Raw genomic sequence first — 14,260 nt, forward strand, 5'->3', positions numbered from 1 at the left:
CGACATTAAGTTGAGAAGATGACAAAGTCTAACACGCAGCTGGCTCCCGTCCACCGCCTTCGCACCCTGTTCGCGCTCGTGCTTGTGCTCTGCGTGGCAGCCTGCAGCACGATCCGGCTCACGTACAACAACGGCGACACCCTGCTGTACTGGTGGATCAACGCCTACGTGGACTTCGATTCGAGCCAGACCGACTTCGTCAAGGAAGACATCGACGAGGTGTTCAGCTGGCACCGGCAGACCCAGCTGCGCGACTACGCGGCGCTGCTGCAGCGCGCCAAACAGCAGATCGCGGGACCGGTCACGGCGCAGGCGCTGGACGGTTTCGTGCGGGAGGTGCGCGTGCGCGGCGAAAAGCTGGCGCTGCACGCGGTGCCGCAGCTGACCGACCTGGCCCGCTCGCTCAAGCCGGAACAGATCGGCAACCTCGAGGAGAAGTTTGCCAAGAACAACCGCGACTACCGCCGCAAGTTCATGAGCGGCGATACCGAGAAGCGCAAGAAAATCCGCTACCGCAAGACCATGGAACAGCTGAACCTGTGGTTCGGCCGCTTCAGCAACGAGCAGGAAGACGCGATCAAGCGGCTGTCGGACGCGCGTCCGCTCGACCACGAAGCGTGGCTACAGGAGCGCATGCGCCGGCAGCGCACCATCGTCGAGCTGGTACGCCGGGTGCAGTCGCAAAAACTGGACAAGGCGGCGACCGCCGCAGCCATCGAAACAGCGATCCACACCAGCTTCGCGCAGATGGACGCGCCGGCCCGGCGCGCGGCGTACGAAGCGCAGACCAGGTTTTATGCAGAGGTGATCCGCCTCACGACGCCTGAACAGAGGGCGCACGCGCAGAAGCGCATGCAGGGCTGGATCGATGAACTCGATACGCTCGCGCGCGAGAAACAGACCTGAGCCGCAGGGGCCTGACCCCAGTGTCGCTCTGCTATAGTCGCGGCCATGCAAAAGAAATCGCCTCAACGCACCCTTACCGGACACAAGCCACGGCTTGCGCCGCGCCAGGTGCGCATCATCGGCGGCCAGTGGAAACGCTCGCTGCTGCCCGTGCTCGACGCGCTCGGCCTGCGCCCAACGCCGGACCGTGTCCGTGAAACGGTCTTCAACTGGATCAACCACCAGTTCGACGGCTATTGGGCCGACAAGGACTGCCTCGACCTGTTCGCCGGCAGCGGCGCGCTCGGCTTCGAAGCGGCAAGCCGCGGCGCACGCGCCGTCACGCTGGTCGACAACCATGCGCCTGCGGTGCGCCAGCTGGAAGAAAACCGCGACAAGCTCAAGGCGCAGAACATCCAGGTGCTGCGCGCCGATGCCGTTTCCGCAGCTGCCTCGATGGCCGGCCGCGGCCAGCGCTTCGACGCCATCTTCCTTGACCCGCCCTACCAGCAGTCGCTGCTGGAGAAGACCTTGCCCTTGTGCGCCGCGCTGCTGAAAGAGGGCGGCCTGGTGTATGCCGAATCGGGCGCGGCACTGCCGTTCGACGATCCGGCGCAAGAATGGCTGGCCGGCTTCGAACAAATCCGTTCGGACAAGGCCGGCATGGTGTACTTCCACCTGCTTGCAAAAAAACTAACGGGCGTTGCACCAATATAATGCACCGCACAAATTTCAGGCATAATGCGCGTTCAGAAATAGTGCGTCACTAGGAGCCGCGATGGTTACAGCTGTTTATCCGGGAACTTTCGATCCCCTGACCCGTGGTCATGAAGACCTGGTGCGACGCGCATCGGGCCTGTTCGACACGCTCGTGGTCGGTGTCGCGGACAGCAAGAACAAGCGCCCTTTCTTCACGCTCGACGAGCGCCTGGAAATCGCCAACGAAGTGCTTGGCCATTACCCCAACGTGAAAGTGGAAAGTTTTTCCGGCCTGCTCAAGGACTTCGTGCGCCAGCATGACGCCCGCGTCATCGTACGCGGCCTGCGCGCCGTGTCCGACTTCGAATACGAATTCCAGATGGCGGGCATGAACCGCTACCTGCTGCCGGATGTCGAGACCCTGTTCCTGACCCCGTCCGACCAGTACCAGTTCATCTCCGGCACCATCGTGCGCGAGATCGCCATGCTGGGCGGCGACGTCTCCAAGTTCGTGTTCCCGTCGGTCGACCGCTGGCTGCAAAAGAAGATTGCGGCCAACCGCGCCGCCAACCCGGAGTAAACTGGCAGCACCATGGCCTTAATCATCACCGACGACTGCATCAACTGCGACGTGTGCGAGCCCGAGTGCCCGAACGACGCGATCTCGATGGGTCCGGAAATCTACGTCATCGATCCGTCCAAGTGCACCGAGTGCGTCGGCCACTTCGACGAGCCGCAGTGCGCGACCCTGTGCCCGGTCTCCTGCATTCCGCAAGATCCCGCGCATCCGGAAGACAAGGACATGCTGATGTCCAAGTACCTGCGCCTCGTCGCCGCCAAGGCGTAAGCAGGGGACTGTCCCTGAATGCCGCTGGACCGCGGCATCCCTAACGCGCGCATCGTTGTCAATACCAGCTGGTATCCTGCGGCTCACGGAGAGCCCCATGCCACCCATCAGAGACAATGACGAACCGCTCCCCCGGGCGGTCAGCGAAAACATCGAAACCATCGCTGAATTCTGTGCGCTCCACGAGATGCGCAAATCGGCGCCGCAGACGATGATCGAACGCTTCAGCTACCTCGTCGGCAGCCCGGGCTACATCCTGGCCAGCGTCGCCTTCATTGTGGCGTGGGTTGCCTACAACGTGCTGGCCGGGGAAATCGGCGCCTCCGTCATCGACGAACCGCCGTTCTTCTGGCTGCAGGGAATCATCGCGGTCAACGCGTTTGTCATCTCCACCACCGTGCTGATCCGTCAAAACCATGCGGCCAAGCTGGCGGAGCACCACACCAACCTCGACCTCCAGGTCAGCCTGCTGACCGAAAAGAAAACCAGCAAGATCATCGAGTTGCTGGAACAGCTACGCCAGGAAACGCCGACCGCGCACCACGACCGCGATGCCGAAGCCGAGGAACTGCAACGTCCTGCCAACGCCCGCGCGGTCTTGTCGGCCATCGACGAAGAACGGCCCTGAAAACCCAGCAAAAAGCTGACCCGCGTTTTTTCTTAGTGGTATATTTCAGCGACGTAAGGTTTGTCGTCCATTTCCGCATTTTTGCGTGTCAGGGAAGACAACGCACCGGGCGGACCGCCCCAGAATCCTCAATGACAACGGAGACAATATGACTTCATTCAGCTTCAAGAGCCTGTTCGCGGGCTTGTGCATGGCCATGGCGGTCGGCGGCGCCAGCGCTGCCGAAATCAGCGGCGTGCGCTTCACCGACACGGCCACGGTGGCCGGCAAGGAACTCAAGCTGAACGGCCTGGGCATGCGCACCAAGTTCTTCATCAAGGTGTACGCAGCCGGCCTGTACCTGCCGGAAAAGAGCACCAGCCCGGCCGCGATCCAGAAGATGGAAGGCCCGCGCCGCGTGCAGCTGGTCATGATGCGCGAACTGTCCTCGGACGACTTCGGTAAGGCCTTCATGGACGGCCTGAACGCCAACTCCACCGAGCAGGAACGTTCGGCACTGATGAACCAGACCATGCAGATGGGTAAAGTGTTCGCGATGGTGCCAGGCCTGAAGAAGGGCGACGTGCTGTTCCTCGACTGGATTCCGGGCACCGGCACCGTGACCTCGCTGAATGGCCGCAAGATTGGCGACACGATTCAGGACGTGGCCTTCTATAACGCGCTGCTGCGCATCTGGATCGGCGACAAGCCAGCGGATCCGAACCTGAAGCCGGGCCTGCTGGGCGCCAGGTAATTCGCTGGACCAACAAAAAACGCGGCGCCGGTCAGACCGGTAGCCGCGTTTTTTTAATCTCACACCGTCTGGGACGACGGCAATGGACGACGTCCGTTAGCGGACGACTGCGCGCTGGCGCATTGCCGCGCGCGCCTTGCGCTGCTCGAGCGTCAGGCGCGGCTTAACGACAAGCACCAGGGCCTTGGCCACGCCGACCAGAAGCGGACGGAACACGATCACGGTGGCGATCGCAAAGATGCTTAGAATGTACGTCGTACTCACTTTGAACTTTCGAAGGAATCTGCGGAAAGCATTGCATCCTACCGCAGCGCAACATATAAATCTAATTCCGTTTTCCGATGTTTGTTATATGATTCGTGAATACGATCACCTGGGTAGCACATGAGTTTCCTCACGCTTGACCTGAATCTGCTGCGCGTTTTCGACGCAGTGATGACAGAACAGAACCTGACCCGTGCCGCCGGCCACCTCGCGATGACGCAGCCGGCGGTGTCCAACGCCATCAAGCGCCTGCGCGAGAGCCTGGGCGACGAATTGCTGATCCGCACCGCGTACGGCGTCAAGCCGACGCCGCGCGCCGAAGCGCTGTGGCCCGCCGTGCGGCAAGCGCTGGCCAGCCTGGAAGCTGCGGTTTCGCCAGAAACCTTCGATGTCGCCAAGGCGCACGCCACCTTCAGGATGGCGATGGCCGACGCGACCGCCGCCTTCTGGCTGCCCTCGCTGATGCGCTCGATCGAAAACGAAGCGCCGAACGTCAACGTGCGGATGGTGCCGCTGACCACGCGCGAGCCGCGCCCGATGCTGCTGCGCGGCGACATCGACCTTGCGGTCGGCTTCTTCCCGGGCGTCGCGGCCCAGCTGGCGGGCGACGTCAGCTCGCCGATCCGCCACGAGCGGCTGTATTCGGGGCAGTACGTGGGAGTCATGCGCAAGGACCATCCGCTGGCACAGGCGGAACTGACGCTCGACGCGTACTGCGCGGCCAACCACCTGCTGGTGAGCTTCTCGGGGCGCGCGCATGGGCTGGTCGACGAAGCGCTGGCGCAGCTGGGGCGCGAGCGCCGCATCCGCCTGACCGTCAACCAGTTCTTCACGGCCGGCCGTGTCGTGGCGAACTCGGACCTGATCACCGTGCTGCCGCACCACCTGATCTCGTCCACCGGCATGGCCGAGCAGCTGGTCACGCGCGAGCTGCCGTTCCCGATGCCGGCGGTGCACCTCGACATGCTGTGGCACGAGCGCGACGCGCGCAGCCCCGCGCACAAATGGCTGCGGGCGCACCTTGAAAACATGAGCGCGTCCGAGCCCGGCCAGGCCGCCATGGGCCAGATCTGACGAAGGGGACTGTCCCTGCGGGGCAGTCCCTGACCGTTACTTGATCGGCAGCTTGGTAGTGTTCTTCACTTCCTCCATCACCGCGTAGGTGTGCGTCTCCCGCACACCCTTCTGCAGCAGCGTCTTGCCGAGGAACTCGCGGTAGGCCGCCATATCCTTCACCCGCGCCTTGACCAGGTAGTCGAAGCCGCCGGCCACCATGTGGCACTCCAGCACCTCCGGAATGACCTGCACGCTGGCCTTGAACGCATCGAAGACCTCCGGCGTGGTGCGGTCCAGCACCACCTCGATGAACACCAGCAGCGACACGTCGAGCAGCTGCGGATTGAGCTGTGCCGTATAGCCCATGATGAAGCCCGCCTCGTGCAGCTTGCGCACGCGTTCGAGGCAGGCGGCAGGGGACAGGTTCACACGCGCGGCGAGCTCGACGTTGCTGATGCGGCCATCGTTTTGCAGCTCGGCCAGGATCTTCTTGCTGATTTTGTCCAGCATCCCACGCTCCCTGTTTAATATTATTCGGTGAAATTGTCTCACCAAAAACTATCTATTGCCAGCCTGCGGTATTACCAGAATTAATCCGTAAGAAATCCCACTACAATCGAATCATCTTTTCGCGCAGCAACCCCGCCAAGCGGACAGCCCCCCGAAATGGGGACAGACCCCATTTCGGAAATGGGGTCTGTCCCCATTTCGGGGTGTCCCGGTTCGGGTGCGCGGTACTTTTGTTCTGATTTTACTGAAGAGTTTCTTATGCATATCGGCGCTTCCCCTGCCACCGCGTTCACCCCGTTCCAGGCCCTGCTCGACGAGACCCGCCCTTCCCAGACCGCGCTGCGCGATGCCATCACTTCGGCGTACCGCCGCGACGAACGCGAGGCCGTGCAGTGGCTGCTGGCGCAGGGCGCCGTCGCGCGCCCGGAAGCGCAGACGCTGGCCGCACGCCTGGTCGCCGACGTGCGCGCCAAGCGCACCCGCTCGTCCGGCGTGGACGCGCTGATGCACCAGTTCTCGCTGTCCTCGGAAGAAGGCGTGGCGCTGATGTGCCTGGCCGAAGCGCTGCTGCGCATCCCGGACGCCGCTACCGCCGACCGCCTCATCGCGGACAAGATCAGCAAGGGCGACTGGCGCCGCCACCTCGGCGAATCGCCGTCGCTGTTCGTCAACGCCGCAACCTGGGGCCTGCTCATCACGGGCAAGCTGGTCACGACCAGCAGCGAAACCTCGCTTACGTCCGCGCTGACGAAACTGATCAGCAAGGGCGGCGAGCCGCTGATCCGCAAGGGCGTGGACCTGGCGATGCGCATGCTGGGCAACCAGTTCGTCACAGGCCAGACCATCGACGAGGCGCTCAAGAACAGCCGCAACAACGAAGCGCGCGGCTACCGCTATTCCTACGACATGCTGGGCGAAGCCGCGCTGACCGAGGCGGACGCCAAGTACTACTACGGCGCCTACGAGACCGCGATCCATGCGATCGGCAAGGCATCGAACGGCCGCGGGATCAAGGACGGTCCGGGCATCTCCATCAAGCTGTCCGCCCTGCATCCGCGCTACAGCCGCGCGCAGCATGCCCGCGTGCTGGGCGAACTGCTGCCGCGCGTGCGCAGCCTGGTGCTGCTGGCCTACCAGTACAACATCGGCGTGAACATCGACGCGGAGGAAGCCGACCGCCTCGAGATCTCGCTGGACCTGATGGAGGCGCTGGCCTTCGACCCTGAGCTCAAGGGTTTCCAGGGCATCGGTTTCGTGGTGCAGGCCTACCAGAAGCGCTGCCCGTTCGTGATCGACTACCTGGCCGACCTGGCGCGCCGCAGTGGCCAGCGCTTCATGGTGCGCCTGGTGAAGGGCGCCTACTGGGACTCGGAAATCAAGCGCGCGCAGGTCGATGGCATGCCGGGCTACCCGGTCTACACCCGCAAGGTGTACACCGACCTGTCCTACCTGACCTGCGCCAGCAAGCTGCTCGGCCTGACCGACGTGATCTATCCGCAGTTCGCGACACATAACGCGCACTCGCTGTCCGTCATCTACACCTGGGCGCAGGAGCGCGGCGTGGACGACTACGAATTCCAGTGCCTGCACGGCATGGGCGAAACGCTGTACGACCAGGTCGTGGGCGCGGAAAACCTGGGCAAGGCCTGCCGCATCTACGCCCCGGTCGGTTCGCACGAGACGCTGCTGGCCTACCTGGTGCGACGCCTGCTGGAAAACGGCGCCAACTCCTCGTTCGTCAACCAGATCGTGGACGCGAATGTCGCGATCGAAGCGCTGATCGCCAATCCGATCGAGTCGGCGCGCACACTGGGCGGCGATCCGCATCCGCATATCGCGCTGCCGCGCGCCCTGTTCGGCGCCGAGCGCGCGAACTCCGCCGGCCTGGACCTGACCAACGAGCACCTGCTGGGCAACCTGTCGGCCGCGCTGGCCGGGCAGGGCGCGCATGTGGCTGCGCCGCTGGTGGCAGGCCCGGTCAGCGTGGGCGTACCGGCGCAGGCTGTCATCAATCCGGCCGAGCATGGCGACATCGTCGGCCATGTGACCGAAGCGCAGGCTGCCGACGTGCAAACGGCGCTGGCCGCGGCAGCGGCGCACGCATCCGAGTGGGCGTCGATGGAACCGGCCCGCCGTGCCGCCATCGTATCGCGGGTCGGCGACCTGTTCGAAGAACGCTGCGCGGAACTGATGGCGCTGGCCGTGCGCGAGGCCGGCAAGTCGCTGCCGAACGCCATCGCCGAAGTTCGCGAGGCGATCGACTTCCTGCGCTATTACGCGGTGCAAGCGACCAACTCAACGCAAGCGCCGGCGCTCGGTCCTGTGGTGTGCATCAGCCCGTGGAACTTCCCGCTCGCGATCTTTACCGGCCAGGTTGCGGCCGCGCTGGTCGCCGGTAACGTGGTCCTCGCCAAGCCTGCCGAACAGACCCCGCTGATCGCCTACCGCGCGGTGCAGATGTTCATTGAAGCCGGCGTTCCGGCTGCGGCGCTGCAGTTCCTGCCCGGCCGCGGCGAAGTCGTTGGCGCCGCCCTCACCGGCGACGCCCGCGTGCGCGGCGTGATCTTCACCGGGTCGACCGAAGTGGCCCAGATGATCAACCGCACGCTGGCCAAGCGTTCGGTCGAGGAGGGCAGCGACATTCCCCTGATCGCGGAAACCGGCGGCCAGAACGCGCTGATCGTCGATTCGTCCGCCCTGCCGGAACAGGTGGTGCAGGACGTGATGACCTCGGCATTCGACAGCGCCGGCCAGCGCTGCTCCGCGCTGCGCGTGCTGTTCCTGCAGGAAGACATCGCGGAAAAGACGCTCAAGATGCTCAAAGGCGCGATGCAGGAACTGCGCGTCGGCGTGCCGGACCGCCTGTCCACCGATATCGGCCCTGTCATCGATGCGGAAGCGCAGGCCAACCTGCTGCGCCACATCGAGCGCATGAAAGGCAGCGCCAAGTCCTTCTACCAGCTCGACCTGCCGGCGCTGAACGGCACCTTCGTGCCACCGACCGTGATCGAGATCGGTTCGCTGGCCGAACTGACGTATGAAGTCTTCGGCCCGGTGCTGCACGTGGTGCGCTACAAGCGCGCCGACCTGGCCAAGGTGGTCGAGTCGATCAACCAGACCGGCTATGGCCTGACGCTCGGCGTGCATTCGCGCATCGACGAGACGATCGACTTCGTTGCATCGCGCGCCCACGTCGGCAACATCTACGTCAACCGCAATATCGTTGGTGCGGTGGTCGGCGTGCAGCCGTTCGGCGGTGAAGGCAAGTCCGGCACCGGTCCGAAGGCGGGCGGTCCGCTCTACATCAAGCGCCTGCAGTGCAAGGCGCCGGTGGCGATGGAACATGAGAAGAAGGCGGCGCCAGGGCTGGACGCGCTGGCCGGCTGGTGCCGCGCCAACGGCCATGACGCCATCGCGTCGCTGGCCGAGCAGTATGCGCGCAACACGCTGCTGGGCGAGTCGATCGGCTTGCCTGGTCCGACCGGCGAACGCAATACGCTGTCGTTCGCATCGCGCGGCGCGGTGGTCTGCGCGGCGGCCAGCCGCGCGGTGCTGCTGAACCAGATCGCAGCCAGCCTCGCGACCGGCAATATCGCCGTGGTACCGGAGTTTGCTGCCGATGTGGTTCCGGCGGACCTGCCGCGTGAGGTGCAGGGCCGCATCGAGCGCGTGACCGATATCGCGTCGTTCGACGGCGAGTTCCAGATCGCTCTGGTCGAGCCGTCGCTGGCGGCGCGCCTGCGCGGCGAACTGGCTGCGCGCGACGGTTCGATCGTCGGTGTGGTCGAGACGGTGGATGCGGAAGCGATCCCGCTGTGGCGCCTGGTGGCTGAGCGCGCACTGTGCGTCAACACGACGGCTGCCGGCGGCAACGCGAGCCTGATGACGCTGGGACTGTAAATGGAGTAAAACGTAAGAAAGCGCGCTAGACGCGGTACGTCGTCCCGGCCAAGGCTGGGATGACGGTGGCGCATTGACAGGTCACTCACCCAAGGAGCATCAAATGATTGTAGGCGTTCCAAAAGAGATCAAGAACCACGAATACCGCGTCGGCCTGACGCCCTCCAGCGTCCTGGAGCTGACTTCACGCGGCCACACCGTCCTGGTGCAGGCCAACGCCGGCGGCGAAATCGGCCTGTCGGACGAGCAGTACGTGGCCGCTGGCGCCACCATCGCCGCTACCGCCCAGGAAATCTTCGGGCGCGCGGACATGATCGTCAAGGTCAAGGAACCGCAGCCGGTCGAATGCGCGATGCTGCGCCCCGGCCAGATCCTCTACACCTATCTCCACCTTGCCCCGGACCCGGAGCAGACTGCTGCGCTGGTCAAGTCGGGCGCGATTTGCATTGCCTATGAAACGATCACCGGTGCCGGCGGCGGCCTGCCCCTGCTGGCGCCAATGAGCGAAGTGGCAGGGCGCATGTCGATCCAGGCAGGCGCCGCACACCTTGAGAAATCGAAGGGCGGCATGGGCCTGCTGCTGGGCGGCGTGCCTGGCGTGGCTCCCGGCCACATCGTGATCATCGGCGCCGGCGTGGTCGGCACCAACGCCCTGCAGATGGCAGTCGGCACGGGCGCACGCGTCACGGTGCTGGACAAGAACATCGACCGCCTGCGCCAGCTCGACCTCGTGTTCGGCAACCGCATCACCACCCTGCACTCGAACGTGCATTCGATCGAGGAATCGGTGCTGTCGGCCGACCTGGTGATCGGCGGCGTGCTGGTTCCCGGCGCGGCTGCTCCGAAGCTGGTGACCCGTTCGATGATTTCGCGGATGAAGAAGGGGGCTGTAGTCGTGGACGTAGCAATCGACCAGGGCGGCTGCTTCGAAACCTCGCACGCGACCACCCACGCGGAGCCGACCTACGTGGTGGACGGCGTGGTGCACTACTGCGTGGCCAACATGCCGGGCGCCGTGGCCCGCACGTCGACCTTCGCGCTGAATAACGCCACCATCGGGCACGCCGTCGCGCTGGCGGACAAAGGCTGGCAGAAGGCGCTGCGCGAGGATCCACACCTGCGCAACGGCCTGAACGTCTGCCTGGGCAAAGTGACCTATGAAGCCGTGGCACGCGACCTGAACTACGAGTACGTGCCGGCCGACGTCATGCTTGGCTGAAGCGCCTGACAATGTAGTACGAATAGCGCGCGGCGACCGATTTCACGAAACGCATGAAATCGGTCGCCGCGTCTTCATTTGCGTTGTCCGAAATCGTGCGCACGACCGCGAAGGGCACGCCCAGCTCGAAACACGCCTGCGCGACCGCGGCTCCCTCCATCTCTACCGCTAACAAGCCCGGCAGGACGTCCCTGATGGCCCCCAGCTGGCTTTTCTGATGCACGAACTGGTCGCCACTCGCAATCAGCCCCCTGTGCAGCCTTGGCGCTTGTAAACCGAATTCTTTTCTTTCTTCGACGGCAATCGCATTGACGAGGTCATGTTCGAGGAAGCCGGCTGCCGCATGCGCCAGCCTGGCGCTCATCTGGACATCGGTCAGGAAGTGCGATTGGCCCGTCAGGGGCACTTCAAAGCGCGGAAACAGGGGAGAAGCGTTCATGTCATGCTGGACCAGTGACTCGGCAATCACGATATCCCCGACTTTCACCCCGCTATCCCCAGAACCGGCAACACCTGTGAACAGGATATGCGTGACGCCAAACCTTTCTACCAGACTGGTGGCTGTCATCGCAGCGGCGACCTTGCCAATTCGCGACAGGACGCACACAGCGTCGACAGCGCCCAGTTTGCCAGTCCAGTAGTCCCGCATGCCGTGGATGGCCTTCTGGGGGCCTTGCATGGCTTCTACGAGGCCTTCCTGTTCTTCATGGAGGGCACTGATGATTCCTAGCTTCATGTTTTTGCCTGCTGTAGACGGATTGCAGGAGGGTACAAGCTGTTTGAACGGTTGTGCCAGCGTTTTCTGTATTTAAGTAATGTATGTATACAAAGATAGTAGTAGTTGTTAACGCGGCAGTTTTTTGTGGAAAAACGCAAATTTCCAACTGGAATCAGGGACTTGAAGGAAGTATAAGCGGGTGGTTTAACGCTGTATGGCGTTGGAACTAAGTCTGGACAAGATCGGTCATGTGGAAAAGAAGGGTGCTTGTGCACATTCCTTGCCTGTGGATATTCAACGGTTTATCCACAGACGACTTCAAAAAATGAAGATTAGAGACCGCGTGTTCAGCATGGAAGAGCATGCAACACCACCGTCTTTCCTGCGAAAGCAGGATCCATGCTGGATGCGATCACGGTTTTCGGTCCTGGAGGAGCGCTGACCGATTTTCTTAGGTGCCGGTCTTCAGTGTTGCGATGAATAAGGACAGCCATCATTTCGCCTTTTCAGGGTTTTCCACGATTCGCGTACAGCTTCTGTAGTTTAATAAGGTATGTATACAAAGATAGTAGTAGTTGTTAACGCGGGCAGTTTACTGTGGATAAGTCAGGATTTTTCCACAGAATCAAAAGCTTGCCGCTTGTAGAACTAGGCTGTTTACCCTTGTATCCGTCAGGAACTTCTTTTGGACAACAATTGGCCTGTGGAGAAAGACGGTCGTTGTTCACATTCCGTTCCTGTGGATATCCAAGGACTTATCCACAGGTGCAGTTCCGACAGGAGTAACGATGAGCTTGCAATCGCTTTTTCGCTATCCGATCATCCAGGCGGCCATGGCTGGCGGATCTAACACCCCGCAGCTTGTTGCCGCGGTATCGAATGCGGGTGGACTAGGGTCTTTTGCCGGCTCTTTGCTCTCTCCATCTGGGATTGCAGCCCAGGTTGCGGAGATCCGTTCTTTGACGGACAAGCCGTTCCTGATCAATCTGTTTGTCCAGCCCATGCCCTCTCCGCCGGGAGAGCTGATCGAAGCCGGTAAGGCTTTGCTGGAACCAGTCCGGCAACGCATGGGCCTGGACGCCCTGCCCACGCCGGCCAAATGGTGCGAGGATTTTGCTGCCCAGTTCGAATTACTGTTCGCCTTGCGCCCTGCCGCAGCCAGCTTCACTTTCGACATCATCAGTGCCGATGATGTGCAACGCCTCCACCTGGCCGGGATTAGCGTCATCGGCATGAGCACGACGGTGGAAGAAGCGCTGGCCTGGGAGAAAGCCGGGGCGGACGCGGTGATTGCTTCGGGCACGGAGGCGGGCGGTCACCGCGGTACTTTCATCGGACCACAGGAAGAGGCGGTGATGACGAGTGCGGAATTGTGGCCAGCAGTAATCCGCGCCGTCGGCATCCCGGTGATCGCCGCGGGCGGCATCATGGATGGGCGGGATATCCGCCGTGCCCTCGAGATGGGCGCTGCCGCAGCACAGTTGGGCACGGCGTTCCTTGCTTGCGACGAGTCCGGGATCAGCGCGGCGTACAAGGGGCGGTTGAAACTGGCGGAAGGACAGCCAACACGGCTGACCCGCGCAATCTCTGGCCGTTACGCAAGGGGAATCGAAAACGAGTTCATGCGTCTGATGGCGCCTGTCGAGAAGCAGGTTCCGCCGTACCCGATACAAAATGCGCTGACGACCAGCATCCGTGCGGCGGCCGCTGCTGTGAACGATACGGAGATGATGTCGCTTTGGGCGGGCGCGGGCGTTTCCCGAACAAGGGCAATGCCGGCTGCGCGCCTGATGGAAACCCTGATAAACGAGATGCGCGACTGAAGCATTGTATGTTGCATTGCAATATCGTTCGTGGGTTGGCTTAACCTTCCCAACGCCATAGCCCGCCCAACCAAAGCTTACCCACGTACAATGTTGGATTGTCTTCAGTACGTGCTTCCATGATTGATTTCGTTCTCCTTGGTGCCGCCGCGTTCCTCGCGGGTCTGGTGGATGCAGTGGTTGGCGGAGGCGGACTCATCCAGCTCCCCGCATTATTCTCGGCCTTTCCGCGCGAGATTCCTGCGACGCTGTTGGGAACCAACAAGCTGGCCAGCGTGTTCGGCACTACCGCTGCCGCCTTGAATTACGCCAAGCGCGTCAAAGTACATTGGAGTACGGTAGCTCCTGCAGCAGGCGCCGCTTTTGCGCTGTCCTTCGCCGGCGCCTACACCGTGTCGAAAGTGTCGGCCGATTTCGTCCGCGTGCTGCTGCCGATCGTGCTGTTCGCCGTCGCGGTCTACACCTTCCGAAAAAAAGACCTGGGATCCGTGCATGCGCCCGTGCATAGCGGCATGGCCGAGAAATATTTCGCGGTCGGCATCGGTGGCGCAATCGGCTTCTACGACGGCTTCTTCGGACCAGGCACCGGCAGCTTCCTGATCTTCTTGTTTGTCCGCTTCTTCGGCTTTGACTTTCTTTCGGCGTCGGCCGCAGCCAAGGTCGTCAATGTGGCATGCAACGTCGCCGCTCTGATGTGGTTCGGTTACAGCGGCATGCTGCTGGTTCAGCTTGGGTTGCTGATGGCTTTGTGCCAGATTGCAGGTTCCCTGGTCGGAACGCGCCTGGCCCTGAAACATGGCACGGGCTTTGTTCGCAAACTGTTCCTCGTTGTCGTGTCCGTCCTCATCCTCAAGACCGGGTACGATGCCTTTACCAAAGGTAGCATCAGCCTCTAAGTCGTCTCTTCAATGTTTCACGTGGAACAAAAAGCCCGGGTAACTCGACTGTTTCACGTGAAACAGTCGCGGAAAGGCTCTA

Annotated in this window: 14 protein-coding genes; 11 read left to right on the plus strand and 3 right to left on the minus strand. The window is 62.5% G+C overall.

The window, feature by feature from the left end:
- Positions 1-18: 18 nt before the first annotated feature.
- The 6 genes from ACFSQR_RS01080 (at position 19) to ACFSQR_RS01105 (ending at position 3,792) form a co-directional block, all read left to right on the plus strand.
- Positions 19-906, plus strand: a complete 888-nt coding sequence (locus tag ACFSQR_RS01080) for a DUF6279 family lipoprotein (protein ID WP_377727106.1) — start codon at positions 19-21, stop codon at positions 904-906.
- Between the two features lie 45 nt (positions 907-951).
- Complete coding sequence (gene rsmD / locus ACFSQR_RS01085) at positions 952-1,602, plus strand: 16S rRNA (guanine(966)-N(2))-methyltransferase RsmD (protein WP_377727109.1); 651 nt, start codon at positions 952-954, stop codon at positions 1,600-1,602.
- A gap of 61 nt (positions 1,603-1,663) precedes the next feature.
- A complete protein-coding gene (gene coaD, locus ACFSQR_RS01090; RefSeq protein ID WP_377727111.1) occupies positions 1,664-2,164 on the plus strand; it encodes a pantetheine-phosphate adenylyltransferase in 501 nt (166 codons plus the stop codon).
- A 12-nt stretch (positions 2,165-2,176) separates the two neighbouring features.
- Complete coding sequence (locus ACFSQR_RS01095; RefSeq protein WP_377727113.1) at positions 2,177-2,431, plus strand: YfhL family 4Fe-4S dicluster ferredoxin; 255 nt, start codon at positions 2,177-2,179, stop codon at positions 2,429-2,431.
- A gap of 97 nt (positions 2,432-2,528) precedes the next feature.
- Positions 2,529-3,059 (plus strand): DUF1003 domain-containing protein, encoded by a 531-nt coding sequence (locus tag ACFSQR_RS01100; protein ID WP_377727116.1) that lies wholly within the window; start codon positions 2,529-2,531, stop codon positions 3,057-3,059.
- Positions 3,060-3,207: 148 nt separating this feature from the next.
- Entirely contained in the window at positions 3,208-3,792 is a 585-nt protein-coding gene (locus tag ACFSQR_RS01105; RefSeq protein ID WP_377727117.1) for a chalcone isomerase family protein, read from the plus strand.
- 96 nt (positions 3,793-3,888) lie between these two features.
- Here the strand turns inward: ACFSQR_RS01105 and ACFSQR_RS01110 are convergent, their stop codons facing one another.
- Positions 3,889-4,056: a hypothetical protein gene (locus ACFSQR_RS01110; protein ID WP_377727119.1), complete on the minus strand. Its 168-nt coding sequence runs from the start codon at positions 4,054-4,056 to the stop codon at positions 3,889-3,891.
- 120 nt (positions 4,057-4,176) lie between these two features.
- Between ACFSQR_RS01110 and ACFSQR_RS01115 the strand changes: the two genes are divergently transcribed.
- On the plus strand, positions 4,177-5,130 hold the full coding sequence (locus ACFSQR_RS01115; protein WP_377727122.1) for a LysR family transcriptional regulator: 954 nt from the start codon (positions 4,177-4,179) through the stop codon (positions 5,128-5,130).
- Between the two features lie 36 nt (positions 5,131-5,166).
- On the opposite strand, the gene ACFSQR_RS01120 is transcribed toward ACFSQR_RS01115, so the two are convergent.
- Complete coding sequence (locus ACFSQR_RS01120; protein WP_377727124.1) at positions 5,167-5,622, minus strand: Lrp/AsnC ligand binding domain-containing protein; 456 nt, start codon at positions 5,620-5,622, stop codon at positions 5,167-5,169.
- A gap of 258 nt (positions 5,623-5,880) precedes the next feature.
- On the opposite strand from ACFSQR_RS01120, the gene putA reads away from it, so the two are divergent.
- Entirely contained in the window at positions 5,881-9,522 is a 3,642-nt protein-coding gene (gene putA / locus ACFSQR_RS01125; protein WP_377727126.1) for a trifunctional transcriptional regulator/proline dehydrogenase/L-glutamate gamma-semialdehyde dehydrogenase, read from the plus strand.
- Positions 9,523-9,625: 103 nt separating this feature from the next.
- The gene (gene ald, locus ACFSQR_RS01130) at positions 9,626-10,741 is read left to right on the plus strand and encodes an alanine dehydrogenase (protein WP_377727129.1); all 1,116 of its coding nucleotides are present in this window, start codon (positions 9,626-9,628) and stop codon (positions 10,739-10,741) included.
- On the opposite strand, the gene ACFSQR_RS01135 is transcribed toward ald, so the two are convergent.
- Positions 10,728-11,477 (minus strand): 5'-methylthioadenosine/adenosylhomocysteine nucleosidase, encoded by a 750-nt coding sequence (locus ACFSQR_RS01135; protein WP_377727132.1) that lies wholly within the window; start codon positions 11,475-11,477, stop codon positions 10,728-10,730. The two genes, ald and ACFSQR_RS01135, sit on opposite strands and share 14 nt — an antisense overlap.
- A gap of 770 nt (positions 11,478-12,247) precedes the next feature.
- Between ACFSQR_RS01135 and ACFSQR_RS01140 the strand changes: the two genes are divergently transcribed.
- Together ACFSQR_RS01140 and ACFSQR_RS01145 are read left to right on the plus strand one after the other, a co-directional pair.
- Positions 12,248-13,282, plus strand: a complete 1,035-nt coding sequence (locus ACFSQR_RS01140) for an NAD(P)H-dependent flavin oxidoreductase (protein WP_377727135.1) — start codon at positions 12,248-12,250, stop codon at positions 13,280-13,282.
- 119 nt (positions 13,283-13,401) lie between these two features.
- The gene (locus ACFSQR_RS01145) at positions 13,402-14,178 is read left to right on the plus strand and encodes a sulfite exporter TauE/SafE family protein (protein WP_377727137.1); all 777 of its coding nucleotides are present in this window, start codon (positions 13,402-13,404) and stop codon (positions 14,176-14,178) included.
- Positions 14,179-14,260 lie beyond the last annotated feature (82 nt).

Origin of the sequence: Pseudoduganella sp. GCM10020061, from assembly GCF_042683405.1 — a bacterium.
Classification (GTDB): domain Bacteria; phylum Pseudomonadota; class Gammaproteobacteria; order Burkholderiales; family Burkholderiaceae_D; genus Telluria.